Raw genomic sequence first — 18,155 nt, 5'->3', positions numbered from 1 at the left:
TGTCACGTCCGACGTGACAAACGCGGATCTGTGCGAGGTGGTTCTGTGATCGGACGGTTTTGTGTCGCTTAGGCTCGCGCCGGGACCGGAGAGCGGTTTCGTCGTCGCATGCCTGAATCCAACCCGCCCCGCTTGCTTTCGCGCATCCTCGGCACCGTCGAGCGCGTGGGCAACGCCCTCCCGGAACCCGCCACACTTTTCGCCATCCTCGCCCTCGGCACCCTCGTGGCTTCCGCCATCGCCCAGGGCATGGGCCTCGCGGTCGCCCACCCCGCCACCGGTGAAACGATCTCGGCCGTCAGTCTGCTCAACCTGGAGGGCTTCCAGAAAATCGTCCGCGAGACCGTGCACGTCTTCGTCACCTTCCACCCGCTGGGCGTGGTCATCGTCTGCCTGCTCGGCATCGCCGTGGCGGAAAAGGCAGGCCTCATCGGCGCCGCCGTGCGCGCCCTCGTGCTCACCACCCCGCGCACCTGGGTCACGCCGATCGTCGTCTTCGCCGGCGTCATGTCCAACCTCGGCGCCGACGTTGGCTACGTGCTCCTCATCCCCCTCGCCGCCACCATCTTTCATGCCGTCGGTCGGCATCCGCTGGCCGGACTCGCCGCCGGGTTTGCCGGGGTTTCGGGTGGATTCTCGGCCAACCTCCTGATCAGCGCGATCGATGTGATCCTCGCCGGCCTCACCACTGAGGCCGCCCATCTGCTCAATCCGGATTACAACGTCACCGGCCTCGCCAACTACTACTTCATCTTCGTCTCCACTTTCGTCGTCGTCGGCGCCGGCACCTGGGTCACGCACCGCATCGTCGAACCCCGCCTCGGCGCCTACACCGGCGGCGTGAAGCCCGAGGAACTCACCCCGCTCTCCGCCGCCGAGAAACGCGGGCTCTGGTTCACCGCCATTTTCGCCATCGCAACGGTCGCCTTCCTCGTCGGCGGCATTGTGCCGGAGGGCGGTTACCTGCGCAACCCGGCCTACCCCGACCTCAAGATGCGAGCGCTGCCGTTCAGCTACCTCGTGCCCTTCCTCTTCGTCATCGGATTCGGCAGCGGCATCGCCTACGGCCTCGGCGCCAAAACCCTCAAGTCCGACCGCGACGTGGTCGGCGCCATGAACGACGCCATGGGCACCCTCGGCGCCTACCTCGTGTTGGCCTTCTTTGCCGCCCAGTTCATCGCCTACTTCAACTGGACCAAACTCGGCCTTATCTTCGCGGTCAAAGGCGCCGGCGCACTCCAGGCCATCGGCCTTGATCAATGGCCCATCCCGATGATGATCGGTTTGGTCATTCTCGCCGCCATCATCAACATGCTGGTCGGCAGCGCCTCGGCCAAGTGGGCGCTCATCGCGCCGATCTTTGTGCCCATGTTCATGCTGCTCGGTTTCTCGCCCGAGCTCGTGCAGGCCGCCTACCGCGTGGGCGACTCGGTGACCAACGTCATCACGCCGCTCATGGCCTACTTCCCGCTCATCATCACCTTCGCGCGTAAATACGACACCAACATGGGCATGGGCACGATCATCGCGACGATGTTGCCCTATTCCTTCGCGTTCATGATTGCGTGGACCATTCTGTTGGTCATCTGGATGCTCACCGGCCTGCCTCTGGGCCCGAGCGCGCCGCTTTACCTCTGAGCCGACATTCCTCACGCTCCCCGCCACCTTTTCCACCATGACCTCTCCTCTGCGTATCTGCTTTACCTTTCTGACCGCCCTCAGCGGTCTGTTGCTCGCCGGCTGCAATGTCGGTCCGATTGAACTTTCCGGACTCGTCGTGCAAGCCGACGGCATCCGTTCCTTCGAGCAGAGCGGCGGCCAGGCCGACATGGTGGTCACGATGCGCGTGCACAACGAAACCATCCGTCCCATCGGCATCCGGGGCATGCGCCTCGAGCTCACCCTCAACGGCATCAAGGTCGGCACGATCAACGACACCAAGCCCGTCGCCACCCAGGCCCTGAGCAGCAACACACTCGATGTGACCTTCACCATCGCCGACGCCGCCACGGCCGCCCGGCTGAAGGACGCCCTCCGCACCGGCGCGCTCAACTACGACCTCAAGGCCCGCGTGACCGTGTTTTCCGGCGAAAACGAGATGCGCAGCACCTCGACCAGCAACGGCTCCATCCAAGTCAACCCCCACCTCCTCAACCTCGACGACTGATCCGCAGGTCAATCTCTTCCCGCAGAAACGGCGACCCGCGCATGGGTCGCCGTTTTCATTTTCACTCCGCCTTCAGCATGCGTTGCGGGTCCACGCGTGACGCCCGTCGCGCCGGCCACCAGCCGCCGAGCAGCGCCGCGCCCAGACCAAAGGCCGCCGCCAGCAGCGCCACCGTCCATTGCGGCTTCGCGTTCCACCAACCGATGAGGGGCACGCCGACCGCCGCGAGGCCGACCAGCACCAGGCCACCGCCCACGCCCCACAGACCGAGGCGCAGGCTGTCGCCCAGGACGTCGCCGCGCAACCGTGCCGGGGTCGCGCCGAGGGCCGCCCGCACCGCGAGTTCGCGTTGGCGCAGGGCAACGATATGGGCCAGCGCACCGCCGACGCCAAAGGCGGCCAAGGCCAGCGCCACGCCGGCCACCACCATCGCCAGCCGCGACGAGGCGATCTCACTGCGCAGGTTGCCTTCGCGCCGTTCCTCCAGCGTGAGCCAGGAACTGAAAACCAAACCCGGTTCGGCGCTCGCCAGCGCCGAGCGTAGGCTCTCGCGCAGCGCCTTCACGTTGCCGCGCACCCGCACCGCCATGAAACCAAGCGGCGCGCCGGTCTGCTCCGCGGCGGTGAAAAAGATCTCCGTCGCCGCTTCGCGGGCCCGATTGATGCCGGCATCGGCCACCACGCCGATCACTGTCATGTCCTCGTCGGAGGCCTCGTAACTGTAGCCGAAACGACGACCGATCACATCGGTCTCGTTCCACAGCTTGCGCGCCAGCGCCTCGCTCACCACCGCCACCTGCGGCGCGTCGGCGTGGTCGCCCGCGTTGAACCAACGGCCGCGCAGCAAGCGCAGTCCCACCGTATCAAGATAATGGATATCCGCCGGGTCCTGTTGGTAATCGTCGGCCCGTGAGTCCAGCCCTTCGCCCCGCGGGAAGATGCCACTGCGCGACCGGCTGCCGGCCAGGATGCCGGTCATCGAAAGTCCCACCTGCTCCACCCCCGGCACTTCGAGCGCGCTTTGGCGCAGTCGGTTGTAGAGCGCCGGGAGCTGCTCCTCCTGGTAGCCGGCGGTGCTCGGATTGAAGCGCGCCGTGAGCACTTCCTCGCGGTCGAAACCGGGATCCGTTTCCAGCACCGTGGTGATCTCTTCGGCCAGGCTCATGGCCACCGCCACGAGCATCACGGCCAGCGCCAATTGCAGCGACACCAGGACGCGCCCCAAACGCTTCGGCATGAGGCCGCCGCCCATCAGGCCCTTGCTCGCCACCAGTGGCTCGAGCCGGGAAATCCACCAGGCCGGGGCCAAGGCACAGGCCAAGCTCGTGAGCACCGCCAGGGCCACCAACACGCCGATCTCCTGCCAGCCCGCGATTTCAAGACTCAGAGTCGCACCGGGCACCAGCAGATCCGCCGCCTGCGGCAACAGCCAACTCGCCAGCAGCAGGCCGAGTCCCGCCCCCAGCAAGCCGCCCATCAGCGCTTCGATCACCGCAAGGCGACAAGCCCGCCAGGTGCCGGCGCCCAGCGACAAACGCACCCCGATCTCCCGATGGCGCGCGAGGGTCCGGACCAGCATGATGCCGGAAAGGTTGGCGCAGGTGAGCAGCAGCAGACTGCCGACCAGAGCGAAAAGCATGCGACCCGTCCCCGCAAAACGGGTGCGGTCGTAGGAAAAGCCACCCGGCGCCGGTTCCACCGTCCAAGTGCGGCGCTCGACGCCCTCACGTTCGACCGGACTTTGGAGCTGGGAGATGAGGTCATCCTTATCCGGCTGCACCGCCGCCATGAGTTGAGCGCGCGCCTGTTCCGGCGCGAGGGAACGCGGCAGGCGCAACAACAGCGTCAGCCAACTCACCCGGTTTTCGCGGTTCCAATCGGGATCGTTGGGTCGGTCGTCATTGCCGAAGATCCGGGCATTCCCCTGCATGCGCAGCGGAAGCTGCATCGCCGTAGGCATGAACAGGTCGACGCTGTCCACCACATCGAAGCCCTGAAAATCAGGGTCGAGCACGCCCACGATCTGCACCGTCTGCAGGTTCACCTGCAGCTCCTGCCCGACCGCCGCGGTCGCCGAGCCAAACTCCCGCGTCGCCCAGCGATACGAAACCACCATCACCGGCTGCCCCTCGCCGATGCGATCATCGGCCGGCGTCAGCAGCCGACCCGCCACGGCGCGCACGCCGAGGTTGCCCAAGGCGTCACCGGCGACCAACTGCCCGCGGGCCGACTTCGCGGGCGCGGCCCCACGTTGCACCGTCACCGACGAATCGCCGCCGTAGGCAATCATTACCCCGTTCGGCAAACGCTCGCGCAGGCGATCGGCTGTCGCGCGGGAGAAGCGCCCCAGATCCTGATCCGTGTTCATCACCAGATGCAGCTCTTCCGGCTGCGGGACCGGCAGCGCGCGGCGCAGCATGGCGTCCGTGAGCACAAACACGGTCAGCGCCGCCGCGAGGCCGACGCCGAGCAAGCCGATCACCGTCACCGCATAACCGGGACGCCGGCGCAGGTTGCGCAGAGCGAGTATCGAATCGCGCAACCACTCCTCCAGCCACGGCAAACCGGCGCGCTCGCGATGCGCCTCCTGCACCAGAGTCGTGTTGCCAAGCTCACGCTCGGCCTGGCGGCGGGCCTCGGCCAAGGGCAGGCCGCGCCGCATGAATTCGGCCGCGAGCTCGTCCCGGTGAAAGGCGAGTTCTTCATCGAGGCGGCGGCGCAGCGCACGGCGGCGGCTCCAATCTCGCAGGCGGTTGAAGAGCGTCATGGTCCCGTCCTCCTTATTTGCTGGGTTCGGCCACGATGGCATTCACGGCGGCGCTGATGCGTTGCCAACGGTCCACCTCGACCTCGAGCCGCTGCGCGCCTTGGCGGGTGAGTTGATAAAAACGGGCGCGCCGATTGTTCTCGCTCACGCCCCAGTCCGACGAGATCCAGCTCTGCTGCTCGAGTCGCAGCAGCGCCGGGTAGAGTGTGCCCTGGTTCAGCGCCAGCAGGTCGCCGGAGACCTGCTCGATCCGTCGGGCGATGCCGTAACCGTGCAGCGGCCCCATCGCCGCCAGCGTTTTCAGCACCAGCAAATCCAAGGTGCCCTGCAGCACATCCAAGCGATCGTTCGCGTTGCTCATGTTGGCAATCAACAGGACTACTTCTGTTGGCCGTCAACAGGAAAGTCGGCTCGACCGCGCCGCGCGTTTGGTCCCCGCGGGAAATTTTCCCGAAAGATTTGGCCCCTCGGCCGCGTTAAAAAGAGCACGAAGGCATGACGCCCTGACCGACTCGACTCACTCCTGACCATGAAAACTCCCCCAGCCCTGCGAGGATGCCCGCTTTGGACGCAGGGACGCGTGCTGGAACGCGGCTGCGCGACCTTTCTGCGGCATGCGCGGCCGGCGCTGTCCGGCCGCGACTGGGAACTACTGGCCGATCACACCTGGCTCATTCGCGAACAGATCGCCCAGGCGGTCTCCCCCTCCGAGGACAGTTCGGTGCGCGATGGGCTAGAAATGGCCCGTGCCACCGTGGCTGAGATTCAGGTGTTGATCAGCAACCTGATCGATGAGCCGGCACTGTTGTCATGGCACGAACACCTGCTGGAACTGCGCGGATTGGCTGCCGGGTGCGAAGCGCAGTTGCGCACCTGGCTGCAACAGGTCGGCGATCGCGTGAGTCATGGCACGACCGACGGGCACCGCGCCACCAACGATTCCGACGCGGCGTGGAACGAGGCCTTTGCCAAACTCATCCAGCTCAGCACGCCGCCCTCCCCGCGGCGCGGGGTGGCCGTCAGCGACGGTCCCACCACGAAGCAATGAGGAACGCCACGCCGAGGAAGGCCACCATCGGAGCGATGCTCGGCACGATGAAGAAGAGGCCTCCACCCACGGCGAGCAGCACCAGCCCGACAAACAGTTCGACGTGCGCGCGCTGTTGCCGGCGGTAGGCCTTCACCTCGGGTGAAGCGTTCTCCGGCGGGATCAACCCCTCGGGCAACGGTTTGCCGGTCTCGATGCAGAGGCGCACCGCCTCGCGCAAGGTGGCCTGCTTCTGCTTGGTTTCCTGCGCGCTCATCCACATGCCGAAGAACACGATGCCGCCGATGAAGACGAGGGAGGCGAGGACGATGAGCTCACCGGTGCTGAGTTGCCCGAGCACCAGGGGCGAGAAAGAGGCGAGAAAGGTAGTCATGATGGGGTCTCCGGTTGAAGGAACAGAGGAGGGGAAACGGGGTGTCACGCCCGCCGGGAGGCATCGGCCGCGGCTTGGCCGACCCGACGACGCACGGCCTTCGCGTAAAGCAGGGTGGGCACAAGGCTGAGGAACACGACCACAATGCAGTAGATCAACCAATCGCGTTCGCCCTGCGGATTGGCCAAGGCAGCCTCCGCCACCAGATCGTTGGCGTGCGGCGCGACCGCCACCGGCGCCACCGCCACCCAATTCGACCAAGCCATGCAGATCGACTGCGCGGTGTGCCACGCCGTGGCCGAGAGCGAGGCCACCGCATCGTAACCGATCGCGATCGCACCGAGGGCCTTGGCGCCCACGCAGATCGCCCCGAGACTGAGCAGACCGAAGCTCACCGCGCCAAACGAGATCACGCCCACGTTGACCGCGCCGATGCTCATGAACCCCACCGCCCAGCCGCCGTAGGCAAACAGCAGGCCGATCGCACGGTCGCCGCCCGCGATCCAGCCAAAGGCCGGCGGTTGCCCCACTTCATCGAAAGTGAAACGCAGGTGCACCAACGGCACGCCAAGGAAGGTCGCGCGGCTGCGATACTCCGCCGCCTTCGAGCCGACCTGATCGACCGGCGCGGAAAACTTGTCCGGCTCGCGCAAACGCTCCGCCGACCGCAACTCCCGCAGGCCGTTGAGCTGACGCAGGAACAGCGCTGTCCAGCCCACCGCAAACACGACGATCAAACCCTGCGTAGACCCCACGATGAGCGCCGCATGTTCCGGCTGCCGTGATGCCGTGATCCAGGCGCCAAACAGCGCCGCGATGAACAGGAGGAAACTGCCGAGCAGGCTCGCCGTCATCACGACCACCGCGCGCCGCTCGCGCCGCGTGCGCGACTGGTCGAGGTTCATGCGCAGAGTGATCACTGCACTGATGAGTCCGGTGAATGACGCCAACAGCGCCGCAAAGGCCGTGGTCTTCGCCACGCCGCCCGCACTCTTGCCGGCGGCGGCCGCCGCCGCACCGATGCCAGCCGCTTTGGCCGTAGTGGGCACCATCGCCGGCAGCGCCGCGATCACCGCCGCGGTGAAGAGCTTGCCCGGCGCACTGCGTTCCAGCGCACCTTCCACAAAGGCCAGCGCACGCTCCTTGAGCAGCTTGCGACCCCGCGACAGGCGTTGCTTCACGGTATCTTCGGTGAGATCGAGATCGACCGCCACGTGCTCGATGGAGCGGTGCTCCCGGTAATAGAGCACCAAGGGTTCGCGATAGTTTTCCGGCAACTCGCGCAGGGCATGCCACATGATCGCCTGCTCCTCGCGCGCCATCGCCGCATCACCAGCCTCGATCTCCCCCGTCGGCACATCGCGCGCCTCGTCGAGCTCGACCGCGCCGCTCACCGGCTCGCGGCCACCGCGGCGCCGAACGTGGCTGATCTTAAACCGCAGGATGCCGCACAACCAGGCCCGCAATTTCTCGGGTTCGCGCAGTTCTCCGAGTTTCAGCCACGCGGCGAGGAAGGTCTCCTGCGCCACGTCCTCGCTCGCCGCCAAATCGCCGGTCGCCGAGTAGGCCAGCGAGCAGAGCAAGCGCTGGTAGCGCTCCACAATCTGCCCAAACGCCGAGCGGTTGCCGGCGAGGCAAGCCGCGACGAGATCGGCGTCGGGGGTGGTTTCGATCAGGGCCATGACGTCGGGAGTTTTCATCGTGTCTTACAATGCCGTGCCCGGAAAGCCCCAAGGGGTGACAAAGTTTCCGAAAAAACTTTCGCCGCCGCAGTCCCCGCCTCCTGAAATACTCCGTCTCCCCTCCACCTCCATGCCCCGCCTCCCCTCCACCTTGCTCGTCGCGGTCGCCCTGCTCAGCGCGCCGCTCCTCGCCAACGATTTTGCCCCCGTCGCTCCCGAGACGGTCGGCATGTCCGCCGAACGCCTCGCGCGGCTCGACGCCGTCTTCAATGACTACGTCGCCGACGGCAAACTGCCCGGCGCCGTCGTGCTCGTCGCCCGCCACGGCCAGATCGCCCACCTCGCCGCCTACGGAAAGTCCGACCTGGAGTCCGGCCGCGCCATGGCGACCGACGACATCTTCCGCATCGCCTCGCAGACCAAGGCCGTCGTCAGCGTCGCCATCATGATGCTCCAGGAAAAAGGTAAACTGCTCATCGACGACGACCTCGCCAAATACCTGCCCGAGTTCGCCGAGACCACCGTCGCGGAGCGCCGCGACGACGGCCGCGTGATCATCGTGCCCGCCCGACGCCGCATCACCCTGCGCGACCTGCTCACTCACACCTCCGGCTACAGCTACGGCGGCGGGCCGGCGGGCGACACCTGGAAAGCGGCCGGTATCACCGGCTGGTATTTCGCCGATCGCGATGAACCGGTCCGCGAGACCATTCGCCGCATGGCCGCCCTGCCCGCCGAGGCGCATCCCGGCGAACGTTTCGTCTACGGCTACAACACCGACATCCTCGGCGCGGTCGTCGAGGTCGCCTCCGGCCAGCCGCTCGACGCGTTTCTGCGCGAGCGCATCCTCGACCCCCTGGGCATGACCGACACCCACTTTTACCTGCCCCAAGATCAGCGCGCCCGCCTCGCGACCGTGTATTCAAAACGCGGTGACAAGGCCCTGGAGCGTGCGCCCGACGCAGGCACCATGCTCAGCCAGGGCCACTACGTGGACGGTCCGCGCAAGTCCTTTTCCGGCGGCGCCGGCCTGCTCTCCACCGCCGAGGACTACGCCTCGTTTCTCCAGATGTTGCTCAATAACGGCACTTTCAACGGCCACCGCCTGCTGTCCCGCAAATCGGTCGAGCTCATGCACGTGAACCACCTGCCGCCCGGGGTCGAGTTTCCCTGGGACCCTGGCCACAGTTTCGGACTCGGCTTCCGCATCACCGAGGACGTTGGCCGCCTGGGTCTGCCCAGCAGCGAAGGCAAATACGCCTGGGGCGGCGCCTACCACTCCACCTACTGGATCGATCCCGCCGAGGACCTCGTGGTCGCCTACTTCACCCAGGTCATCCCCGCCGATAACCTCGACGACCACCAGAAGTTGCAGGCGCTCATCTACGCCGCGATCGCGGACTGAGCCGGTGCGCTCGACATGAGCTTCGACGTCGTCGCCCTCTGGCCGGAGCCGGGACACGATCCCGTCCCGCTCGCGTTGGCCGAGTGCGATGCCGCGGGTAACGTCGCCAGCGAGGGTCTGAGCGATTTGCGTCCCGTTTTCGATCGTATCCGCTCCGCTCTGCCCGGTGGCCCCGAGGCATGGGAGGCGGAGCGGGCAAGCGACGACGAATGGGAATTCACTCACCTGCGGTCTGCCGTCCAGATGTTGTGCACCCGCCATCGCATCGAGCTGTCTGTGGCCTACGGTCGCCGTCGATCCGCATTCGACACTTTCATCGCTGCACTGGTCGCGCTGCACGACATGGGGGCGATCTTCGTGAGTGCCCAAAGCGCGACGACCTTTGACCCAACCACCGACGCTGAAAGGCTGTGGAATGAATATTCCCGCGCGCCGCGGCCGAAAGCATCGCGCGACGCGGCGCCCAGACTGCGCCGCGTTCCCTACACGTTGGGGGTGATTGGCTTGGGCTTTGCCGTCTTTGCGAGCGTCGCGATCGCCGAGCGGGCCGGACTCGAACAACGGCATCCGGTCTTCCTGTTGGCGCCCTTTGTCGTGGGGCTGTTGGTGAAGATGTTCATCCTGGACGTGCGACGGCTGCGCGACACCGGCGGCGACGAGCGGATGGTGCTTTGGAACATTCTCTTCCCCATCGGCCAGTTGGTTCTGCTGCCGTTGTTTTTCAGGCCTTCTCAATCGGAGCGGAGCTGATGCGCGGCCGCATGTCTCGCCGTGCCGCCGGTTAGTCGCGCTGCCGCCGGGCGCCACGCCGAATGCCTTGGGGCGGTTGCCCGAAAGCGCGAATGAACGCGCGCCGCATGCGTTCCGGCTCGCTGAAACCGACCGCGACCGCGATTTCCTCCAGGGACTCCGACAGGTTCTCCTCCACGCGAACGCGCGCCGCCTCGACCCGCAACTGCTCCACCGCCTTGGCCGGCGTGCGCCCCGTTTCCGCCAGAAACACCCGGGCAAATTGCCGCGGACTCAGGCTGGCTCGTGCCGCCAAGGCTTCGACCGAAAGATCCGCCGCAAGGTTCTCCCGCGCGTAGGCCATGACCAGACCGACGCGATCGGAATTCGAATCCAACTCGAGCAAGGCGGAGTATTGTGACTGGCCGCCCGGCCTCCGGTGAAACACCACCAAGTCCTGCGCGACGCGGCGCGACACGTCTTCCCCAAAATCGTCGGCGATCAGCGCCAGCGTGAGGTCGATGCCCGCCGTGATGCCGGCGGAACTCCAGAACCGACCGTCGCGCACGAAGATGCGGTCCGGCTCCACGCGCAGCCCCGGGTGTTTGCGCACCAACTCCGGCGCGAAGCGCCAATGCGTCGTCACCCTGCGCCCCTCCAACAAGCCGGTCTCGGCCAGCAGATAGGCCCCCGTGCAAATACTCGCCACCCTTCGCGCCCGCGCGGCTGCGGCCGCGAGCGCTCGTCGCGTGCGGGGGCAACGACACGGCGCCGAGATCTCGTCACCGCCCACAATCATAAGGGTGTCAAACTCCCGTCGGCCCAGCCGTGTCGAATTAAGTTCCACGCCGTTGGAGGAGCGCACCAAACCTCCGTCCAGCGAAACCACCTTCGGGCGATACCCCGAAGCCCCGTGAAAGCGCTGCGCGATCTCATACGCCGCCATGGGGCCGGAGAGGTCCAACAACTGAAAACCCGGGAAAATGAAGAAGCCGATATCCATGTCTGTTTTTGTGGGTTTTAGGTCATTTCTGCCGTCGCGGTAAACTGATAATCTCAGGCCCTCAACCGCCGCGCCGAAAAAAGGTTTCGGCGCCGCTGTCACCTTCGGCCGTCTCCGCGCCACCCCTCTGTCCACTTTTTCTCCACATGAACACATCACCCTCACGCCTCCTCCGGGTCGCTTCGCTGTTTGGCGGTTTGGCGCTCGCATCAACCCTCACCGCCCAGTCGGTCCCAGCCGCCCTCCAAGGCGCTTGGCGCTCCGATGGCTACGGCTGGATCCTCCAGGTGTCCGGCAACCAAATCACGCGCTACCACGAGTCGTCGGCCGGCCTCATCGTCGGCACCGACACGGCCGCCGAGCTGCGCGGCGAATTCAACACCGCCACCAGCCTCGACGCCTCCACCCTCACCGCCGGCAACGTCGCCGAGGGGACCCTCTACCGATTCACCCGCCTCGCCAACCTGCCGGGCGGCGCGATCCAGTCCGGCAACGGCGGCGCCGCACAAACCGTGGAGTTCGCCATCGCGTATCTGGAGGACCACTACGGCTTCACCACCAAGCGCGGCATCGACTGGCCCGCCCGGTTCGCGGCCGCCCGCACGGCGGTCACCGGCAATACCAGCACCAACGCCCTGCGCGGCGCGCTCCTGAACCTCATCGACGGCACCACCGATGCCCATCTCCGCCTTCTCTGGGAACAGAACGACAGCCTCGCATCTGGACCCGATTTCAACTCCCGCATCACGGTGCCGCTCATCGAAGCGCAACATCTCGGCAGCGGCGCCACCCGCCAGGCCCGCTACGACGACTGGCGCATCGACCGCATCGTCGATCACATCAACCACCTCATCGATCTCGGTGGAACCGGCGCGGCGGGCGGCGCAGTCATGTGGCATCGCAGCGGCCACACCGGCTACCTCTTCATCGCCGACATGATGGGTTACACCCCGGCCGAGTCCGTCGCTGCCGACGTCGCCGAAATCAACACCATCCTCGACCTCGCCCTCACCGACCTCGCCGGCGTCCAGGAGATGGTGATCGACCTCACCCTCAACGGTGGTGGCCGCGACGCGGTCGGCCGCGCCATTGCCGCGCGCTTCACCGACGCTCCCGTCGAGGTCTACACCAAACGCGCCGTCGATGGCAGCAGCGCCGCCACCCAGACCTTCACCGTCGCGCCGACCACGCGCCCAAGCTTCCATGGCAAGGTGCACCTCGTGACCAGCGACCTCACCGTGAGTGCCGCCGAAACCTTCACCCTCGCCATGCGGGCGCTGCCCAACGCGCGCCACTTCGGCATGACCACCCACGGATCGCTCTCCGACATGCTCGTCAAGCCGCTGCCCAACGGCTGGGCCCTCGGCCTCTCCAACGAAAGCTACACCGACGCCGCCGGCCAACAGTGGGAAGGCACCGGCATCACGCCCCACACCGCGCTCCCCATCTTCACCGCCGGCACCATCCACCAATCGCACTTCGAGCGCATCATGTCCTTCGCCAACGAGTTTGTGCATGAGCCGCTCCCCGAACCAGAACCGGAGCCCGAACCGGAACCGGAGCCTCAACCCACGCCGCACCTCGAACCCGCGGTCTCCGGTCTGTTCAATCTCTCCACCCGCGGACTCGTCGGCACCGGCAACGCGACCCTCATCAGCGGACTCATCATCGACGGCGACGGCACCCGCGACCTCGCCATCACCGGCCGCGGCCCCAGCCTCACCGCCGCCGGTCTCAGCAGCGCCGTCGCCAACGTGAAACTGCGCGTGCTCAACGAAGCCTTTGAGGTCATCGCCACCGCCGATTCCCTCGCCGACCTGCCCGCGGCCGACCGCAACGAACTCGCCGCCTACGGCATCCTGCCAACCGACGCCGAGGAGACCGCCGTCATTTTGCGCGACCTTCCGGCGGGTTCCTACCACATCCACCTCAGCGCCGAAGGCGCGGCCCCCGGAGTCGGCATCCTGGAGGTCTTCGACATCTCCGCCGAAGACACCGAAGGCACCACCCTCTTCAACCTCTCCTCCCGCGTCGAAGTCGGCGCCGGTGAAGCGGTCGCCATCACCGGTTTCATCATCACCGGCGACGAAGAAGTCGGTGTGCTCATCCGCGGTCAGGGGCCCACTCTGAGCCAATACGGCATCGAGAGCGCCTTGGAGAATCCGTCTCTGCGCCTGCTCACCATGGGCGGCACCGAGGTGCTCGCAAGTAACCTCGACTACACCAACCTCGATGCCGAGCTGCGCGCCGCGTTGGAAGCGGATGGCATCGCGCCGGGTGATCCCAGCGAGGCCATTCTCATCCTCTCGCTGCCTCCGGGCGCCTACACTGCGATGCTCGACGCCGAGCCCGGCTCCGATCTCGGCATCGGTCTCATCGAGTTCTTCCGTCTCGACAATTGAGCTCATTCCCTCAGCCGGTCTGAACGCGATTCAGGCCAGCGTTCAGCCTCCTCCGGCCACCCTCGTCGACTTCGACTAGGGTGGCTTTTTCGCAGGCCTATCATCCGCGCAACACGTCCTCTGAAACACGCGGTCGAGGACGCCGAGGTCACCTTCTGACTGCCCCTCGGGGGACGCCGGACAACGTGGGAGATAGCCGGGAGAAAAGTTCGATTTTCTGTCACCCCACAGGCCGGTCCGGGCACCTATAGGCATGAACCCATCAACGCCATTCGCCCCGACCAAGCGTATCCGGCATCTGGCGACAAGGTCGCCGTCCCAAAATTGGGAATCATCAATTTCGCCCGCGAAGTAACTCACCGCCGCGGCCGAAATAGAAAACCAAGTCCGGAAATTATTATTACCTTATCATCAACCACTAAAAATCACTCCGACCAAGTTGGCACGGAGTATGTTTAAGCAAGAGCATCACCATGAAAAACAACACCAACATCTCCACCTCCCGCCTCTTCAACATCGCCGGTCTGGCGATCGCCACCGTCCCGGCTCTCGTCGCTCTGGTCGCCCTCGGCAGCCTCGCCGGCGCCGCCAGCGCCTTCGTCGTCAGCATGCTGGCCGTGACCATGGTCAACGACTACGCGCCCAAGACCACGTCGATCTACGCGACCGCCAAGGCCCGCGAACTGAACAAGTATCCCCTCGCCGCATGAGCCGGACGGCGGGATCACCCCGCCCGTCCGACTGCGGAGAGGGCTTACTCCGATTGCAGCGCCGCCAGTAGCGCGAAGCTGCGCTTGGGGTTGATGAGGCGAGTGCGGCCATCGGCACTGTGGTCCGCCGCCAGCGTGATGAGGCTCACCACTTGATCGGTCGTCAACGCGGGCGCCACGGCCAGGAGTTTGCCGGCGAGATTGGCGACGTTGGGGGCGGCCATTGAGGTGCCGGAAAAGGCCATGACCTCGCCGCCCGGGGTCCCACTGGGCACCTGGAAACCGTTGGCATGCACGTCGACGTTGGCGCCGAAGGTGGAGAACGAGGTCTCCTCCCCTGCCTGATCCACCGCGCCCACCGTCAGGATGTTCGGCAGGTCGATGCCGGAGGGAAACACGTCGGAAAACTCCGCGTCGTTGTCACTGTTGCCTGCCGCAACGACAAAGAGGATTTCAGGTGAGGCTTTGATCGATTCGGTCAGGGCCTCGAGGCCGATCTCGAAGATTTCGCGCGAGATCTTGCGACGCTCCTCGGGCGTGCCGCCGGCGCCGTTGGCTTCGAAGGCGGCTTCGATGTCCTGCGGCGAACCACCCCAGCTCATGTTCACCACGCGCACGCCCTGAGCTTTGAAATACTCGACCGTGCGCTGCATCGCGGCGGCGTCCTTGTGCGCCTGCTCGATGGTCGGCACATCGGGAATCATGCGGTAGTCGAAACTGATGCGCCCGGTGAGCAGCCGCGCCGCCGGGTTGCCATGGGCCGCGATGCCCGCGACATGGGTGCCATGGGAGTAGTTGCCGAACAGGCCGAGGTTCTCGATGAAAGCCTGCACGTCGCCGGGCGCGAGCTTGCCCATCTCATCGCGCAGCTTGGCCGCTTCGGGGCTGTCGACATTGGCCTGGAGATCGAGCAGGCCCTTGGTCAGGTCACGCATTTCCGGATACGCCGCTTCCTGCTCCGGAGTGAGCGGAAAGAGAATGCTGTCGCTGACGTTGCCCTTCATGTCGAAGGCGATGCCGTGGACATCGTCCACGTAACCATTGCCATCGTCGTCCTTGCCGTTGGCCGTTTCCGCCGGGTTGGTCCAGATGCGGTCCGAATAGACCGCGATGTCCAAGCCGCTGTCCCACACGCCAATGGTCACCGGCGTCAGGTCGTCGCGGCCGTCGAGACTCACGTCGCGAGCCGCCCAGATGTCCGGCTTAGCCACATGGTGCGCATCAAGATAGGCGCTGAGCACGGCAACCCGAGCTTCACGCAGGGGAATGAATTCCGCCAGCGCCACATGGGAACTCACCAGGCCTTGGGCGACGTCGCCGCTGATCGTGCCGGTCTTGTCGACGCCAGGTTGGACGCCACTTTCGATCTGACCGATCAACAGCGGTGCGGTGACGATCTCGGCACTCGCCTTGGCGCTTTTGAGGCTGTCGCCCACCACCTCGTAGGGCAGCGCGTCGACTTTGCCGGCGTAGATGCGCGCAAAGGCGGCGGCGTAGTTTTGTGGTGAAGCGTAGTCGATGCGCTGGGCTTCGATGACGCTCTCGAGCAGCATGCCGGTGGTAAGCTTGGCCGCAGGCTTGGCCTCGAGATCCCGAATCAGGGCGAGCTTGGCCAAGGCGGCCGCCGTGTCGCCATCCTTGTAGTCCATGACCATGAGCGTCGAGAGCACACCCTGCAGCGTCGTGCGGTCCTGAATCTCGTATTGATCCAGCAGGCCTTCGAGGTCGCGCCGCACCTGCGTGGCCAGGGTTTGGTAGGCGGCCTCATCGGTGAGGTAGTCCACCACCGGCCGGTCGACCGTGTATTCAAAGCGCGGCAGTTGGTCCTGCGAGGTGATCGGCGTGCGTTGGGCGATGGCGGCGCCGGTCAAAAGCACCAGCACGGTGAACGAGCGAATCCATTTAGGCATGGCGTGACGCTGCGCAAAACTCCGAACGCGGCAACGCTTGAACGCGATCGGAGCCCCGCCCATCGTGCCGCTTATGCATACCCCGGCACGGCGCGTTCTGAGATGGCTATTGATGGGATTGATGATCCTGGGGCTGGCACAGCCCGCCGTCGTATCCGCGGCCGAACCGCCGCTTGAGCTCAAGGTGATGACCTTCAACCTGCGCTACGCCAGCGACCGGAGCCCACACGCTTGGCCGGACCGCCGCCCGGCCGTCCGCCACGTGTTCATCAAACACGCACCGGATGTCGTGGGCACGCAGGAGGGCCTGCATCGCCAGTTGCTCGACATCGACGCCGACCTGCCGGGTTATGGTTGGCTCGGGCAAGGTCGGGCCGGCGACAACGAGGACGAGTTCTGCGCCATCTTCTATCGGCTCGATCGCGTGCGCCCGGTCGCCCAGGGGCACTTCTGGTTGTCCGACACACCCGAGGTCGTCGGCTCGATGACGTGGGGCAATCGCTACCGCCGCATGGCGACCTGGGCACGCTTTGAGGCCCTGCACTCCGGTCGCGAGTTTGTGGTGCTCAACACGCACTTTGACCACGAGGTCGAGGAGGCTCGCCAAAAGTCGGCCGCGCTCATCGCCGCGCGCCTGCCGGAAATTGCCGGCGACCTGCCCGTGCTGGTGATCGGCGACTTCAACTGCGCGGCCGGTGACAGCGAAGCATTCCACATTCTCACCACGGACACCGACCTGGTCGACACCTGGACCGCCGCCTCCTGGCGTGAACCGGAGACCGGCGTAAACACCTTTCACGGCTACCAACCACCGCGCTACGACGACGAACGCATCGACTGGATCCTGGCCCGCCAGCCTGTCACGGTCGGACGTAGTGACATTGTCATGACACAGCTCAACGGGCAAAGCCCGAGCGACCATTATCCCGTCGTCGTGGACGTGCGTTTCCCCTGAGCGGGGGCGTCAGTGGGTGAAGGCAAACGGCGTGCCGGTCACGCGGTCGCGCAGCCGCCGTTCTTCGACGGCTTCGCGCCGTAGCGCAAGAGCCTGGAGGCAGGCGACAGGATCTTCAACCGCCGGCGTTTGATGCCGATCGATGTAGTCCCGGAGCTGCGCCCAATAAGCCTCAAGACAGGCCACCTTGGCCGCGGCGCAGAGCTCCACAAAATCAGGCACCTGCGCGAGCAACTTGGCTTTGCGAAGTTGGCCAAAATCGCGGGCCACTTCCGCCGCCTTGCCCAACTCGCGGGCACCGCGCGCGGCTCCTTTGGCCACCAGCCCATCCAGCCACGCCGGACTCGGCAGTTCCGGGAGCTCCGGCAGCGCCACCTTCTTGCCAAGGCGGCCATGGCTGAGCTTCGCCACTTGTTCGCTCAGCGCTCGTGACCGCCCACCGACGCCGGCCAAGCTGGCCACAATCTTATGCAGCGGCGCAAAGGCCGCCTCCGCCGGGGGCGGATTGGGTCGAGACTGGTGAAGCAGCAAGGTCCGCACTTCACGGGCAAAGGCGGTGAGCAAATCGCCGATGCCATCGACCGTGCTGCGCCAGCGTTGCGCCAGCTGCGGCAACTCCTGGTAAGCCTGATACTCCGGGCTCGCCGCGATCAGATAGAGGTCCAATTGCTCGCGCACGCGCTCCGCCGCCCACCCCCGGAGGCGCTCCGCCTGCTCGCGTCGCTCACGTCGCACGGCCTCCGGCGACACATCACCGGACTTGGTTGCGCCAGGAAACGGAGAGCGGGACTTGGCCGCGCCAAAGAGCGCAAAAGGGATCCGGGTGAGCGCAGCGGCGGCCGACTGCTCGGGTTTGAAGGCGTGAAAACAACGTTCGGCGAGGACTTCGTCCTGCAGGCGAGCGGTAAGTTCGGAGGGAAGCGCGGAAGATTGAGCCATGAAGAAATAGGGCCTACACCCCATTTATTCCGCATAGGACCCGATATGTCCATTCGGACCTATTA

General features: G+C 65.8%; 15 protein-coding genes. 8 read left to right on the top strand and 7 right to left on the bottom strand.

The genetic code is table 11. The features are described 5' to 3' along the window. Positions 1-108 precede the first annotated feature (108 nt). On the top strand, positions 109-1,638 hold the full coding sequence (locus AC0MRV_RS03145; RefSeq protein WP_472762973.1) for an AbgT family transporter: 1,530 nt from the start codon (positions 109-111) through the stop codon (positions 1,636-1,638). A gap of 37 nt (positions 1,639-1,675) precedes the next feature. After that, entirely contained in the window at positions 1,676-2,167 is a 492-nt protein-coding gene (locus AC0MRV_RS03140) for an LEA type 2 family protein (protein ID WP_472762972.1), read from the top strand. 61 nt (positions 2,168-2,228) lie between these two features. Here AC0MRV_RS03140 and AC0MRV_RS03135 read toward each other — a convergent pair whose 3' ends face one another. Both AC0MRV_RS03135 and AC0MRV_RS03130 read right to left on the bottom strand, forming a co-directional pair. After that, positions 2,229-4,934: an ABC transporter permease gene (locus tag AC0MRV_RS03135; protein WP_472762971.1), complete on the bottom strand. Its 2,706-nt coding sequence runs from the start codon at positions 4,932-4,934 to the stop codon at positions 2,229-2,231. Positions 4,935-4,947: 13 nt separating this feature from the next. Next, the gene (locus tag AC0MRV_RS03130) at positions 4,948-5,295 is read right to left on the bottom strand and encodes a PadR family transcriptional regulator (RefSeq protein WP_472762970.1); all 348 of its coding nucleotides are present in this window, start codon (positions 5,293-5,295) and stop codon (positions 4,948-4,950) included. 168 nt (positions 5,296-5,463) lie between these two features. Here AC0MRV_RS03130 and AC0MRV_RS03125 point away from each other — a divergent pair, with 168 nt between their 5' ends. Further along, the gene (locus tag AC0MRV_RS03125; RefSeq protein ID WP_472762969.1) at positions 5,464-5,982 is read left to right on the top strand and encodes a hypothetical protein; all 519 of its coding nucleotides are present in this window, start codon (positions 5,464-5,466) and stop codon (positions 5,980-5,982) included. On the opposite strand, the gene AC0MRV_RS03120 is transcribed toward AC0MRV_RS03125, so the two are convergent. Further along, the gene (locus AC0MRV_RS03120; RefSeq protein WP_472762968.1) at positions 5,954-6,355 is read right to left on the bottom strand and encodes a hypothetical protein; all 402 of its coding nucleotides are present in this window, start codon (positions 6,353-6,355) and stop codon (positions 5,954-5,956) included. The two genes, AC0MRV_RS03125 and AC0MRV_RS03120, sit on opposite strands and share 29 nt — an antisense overlap. A 44-nt stretch (positions 6,356-6,399) precedes the next feature. After that, entirely contained in the window at positions 6,400-8,055 is a 1,656-nt protein-coding gene (locus tag AC0MRV_RS03115) for an RNA polymerase sigma factor (RefSeq protein WP_472762967.1), read from the bottom strand. 112 nt (positions 8,056-8,167) lie between these two features. On the opposite strand from AC0MRV_RS03115, the gene AC0MRV_RS03110 reads away from it, so the two are divergent. Next, complete coding sequence (locus tag AC0MRV_RS03110; RefSeq protein WP_472762966.1) at positions 8,168-9,442, top strand: serine hydrolase domain-containing protein; 1,275 nt, start codon at positions 8,168-8,170, stop codon at positions 9,440-9,442. Between the two features lie 15 nt (positions 9,443-9,457). Continuing rightward, positions 9,458-10,192 (top strand): DUF805 domain-containing protein, encoded by a 735-nt coding sequence (locus AC0MRV_RS03105; protein ID WP_472762965.1) that lies wholly within the window; start codon positions 9,458-9,460, stop codon positions 10,190-10,192. Between the two features lie 31 nt (positions 10,193-10,223). Here the strand turns inward: AC0MRV_RS03105 and AC0MRV_RS03100 are convergent, their stop codons facing one another. Then, a complete protein-coding gene (locus AC0MRV_RS03100; protein WP_472762964.1) occupies positions 10,224-11,174 on the bottom strand; it encodes a GlxA family transcriptional regulator in 951 nt (316 codons plus the stop codon). A 146-nt stretch (positions 11,175-11,320) separates the two neighbouring features. Here AC0MRV_RS03100 and AC0MRV_RS03095 point away from each other — a divergent pair, with 146 nt between their 5' ends. After that, positions 11,321-13,576, top strand: coding sequence for a S41 family peptidase (locus AC0MRV_RS03095; RefSeq protein WP_472762963.1), 2,256 nt, complete (start codon positions 11,321-11,323; stop codon positions 13,574-13,576). 473 nt (positions 13,577-14,049) lie between these two features. Continuing rightward, on the top strand, positions 14,050-14,286 hold the full coding sequence (locus tag AC0MRV_RS03090; protein WP_472762962.1) for a hypothetical protein: 237 nt from the start codon (positions 14,050-14,052) through the stop codon (positions 14,284-14,286). Between the two features lie 44 nt (positions 14,287-14,330). Here AC0MRV_RS03090 and AC0MRV_RS03085 read toward each other — a convergent pair whose 3' ends face one another. After that, the gene (locus AC0MRV_RS03085) at positions 14,331-16,196 is read right to left on the bottom strand and encodes a S8 family serine peptidase (protein ID WP_472762961.1); all 1,866 of its coding nucleotides are present in this window, start codon (positions 16,194-16,196) and stop codon (positions 14,331-14,333) included. A 112-nt stretch (positions 16,197-16,308) separates the two neighbouring features. On the opposite strand from AC0MRV_RS03085, the gene AC0MRV_RS03080 reads away from it, so the two are divergent. Continuing rightward, entirely contained in the window at positions 16,309-17,151 is an 843-nt protein-coding gene (locus tag AC0MRV_RS03080; RefSeq protein WP_472762960.1) for an endonuclease/exonuclease/phosphatase family protein, read from the top strand. Between the two features lie 9 nt (positions 17,152-17,160). On the opposite strand, the gene AC0MRV_RS03075 is transcribed toward AC0MRV_RS03080, so the two are convergent. After that, positions 17,161-18,090, bottom strand: a complete 930-nt coding sequence (locus AC0MRV_RS03075) for a hypothetical protein (protein WP_472762959.1) — start codon at positions 18,088-18,090, stop codon at positions 17,161-17,163. Positions 18,091-18,155 lie beyond the last annotated feature (65 nt).

Source organism: Actomonas spartinae, assembly GCF_051209155.1.
In the GTDB taxonomy this organism is placed as follows: domain Bacteria; phylum Verrucomicrobiota; class Verrucomicrobiia; order Opitutales; family Opitutaceae; genus Actomonas.
The sequence above is the reverse complement of the archived record's forward strand: the minus strand, read 5'-3'. Positions and strand labels throughout refer to the sequence as shown.

What these genes read in the sequence shown, in the direction of transcription:
- AC0MRV_RS03110 (WP_472762966.1), top strand. Translation starts at nt 8,168, where the DNA reads ATGCCCCGCCTCCCCTCCACCTTGCTCGTCGCGGTCGCCCTGCTCAGC.
- AC0MRV_RS03120 (WP_472762968.1), bottom strand. Translation starts at nt 6,355, where the DNA reads ATGACTACCTTTCTCGCCTCTTTCTCGCCCCTGGTGCTCGGGCAACTC.
- AC0MRV_RS03140 (WP_472762972.1), top strand. Translation starts at nt 1,676, where the DNA reads ATGACCTCTCCTCTGCGTATCTGCTTTACCTTTCTGACCGCCCTCAGC.
- AC0MRV_RS03125 (WP_472762969.1), top strand. Translation starts at nt 5,464, where the DNA reads ATGAAAACTCCCCCAGCCCTGCGAGGATGCCCGCTTTGGACGCAGGGA.
- AC0MRV_RS03085 (WP_472762961.1), bottom strand. Translation starts at nt 16,196, where the DNA reads ATGCCTAAATGGATTCGCTCGTTCACCGTGCTGGTGCTTTTGACCGGC.
- AC0MRV_RS03135 (WP_472762971.1), bottom strand. Translation starts at nt 4,934, where the DNA reads ATGACGCTCTTCAACCGCCTGCGAGATTGGAGCCGCCGCCGTGCGCTG.
- AC0MRV_RS03090 (WP_472762962.1), top strand. Translation starts at nt 14,050, where the DNA reads ATGAAAAACAACACCAACATCTCCACCTCCCGCCTCTTCAACATCGCC.
- AC0MRV_RS03130 (WP_472762970.1), bottom strand. Translation starts at nt 5,295, where the DNA reads ATGAGCAACGCGAACGATCGCTTGGATGTGCTGCAGGGCACCTTGGAT.
- AC0MRV_RS03095 (WP_472762963.1), top strand. Translation starts at nt 11,321, where the DNA reads ATGAACACATCACCCTCACGCCTCCTCCGGGTCGCTTCGCTGTTTGGC.
- AC0MRV_RS03075 (WP_472762959.1), bottom strand. Translation starts at nt 18,090, where the DNA reads ATGGCTCAATCTTCCGCGCTTCCCTCCGAACTTACCGCTCGCCTGCAG.
- AC0MRV_RS03115 (WP_472762967.1), bottom strand. Translation starts at nt 8,055, where the DNA reads ATGAAAACTCCCGACGTCATGGCCCTGATCGAAACCACCCCCGACGCC.
- AC0MRV_RS03100 (WP_472762964.1), bottom strand. Translation starts at nt 11,174, where the DNA reads ATGGATATCGGCTTCTTCATTTTCCCGGGTTTTCAGTTGTTGGACCTC.
- AC0MRV_RS03145 (WP_472762973.1), top strand. Translation starts at nt 109, where the DNA reads ATGCCTGAATCCAACCCGCCCCGCTTGCTTTCGCGCATCCTCGGCACC.
- AC0MRV_RS03080 (WP_472762960.1), top strand. Translation starts at nt 16,309, where the DNA reads ATGGGATTGATGATCCTGGGGCTGGCACAGCCCGCCGTCGTATCCGCG.
- AC0MRV_RS03105 (WP_472762965.1), top strand. Translation starts at nt 9,458, where the DNA reads ATGAGCTTCGACGTCGTCGCCCTCTGGCCGGAGCCGGGACACGATCCC.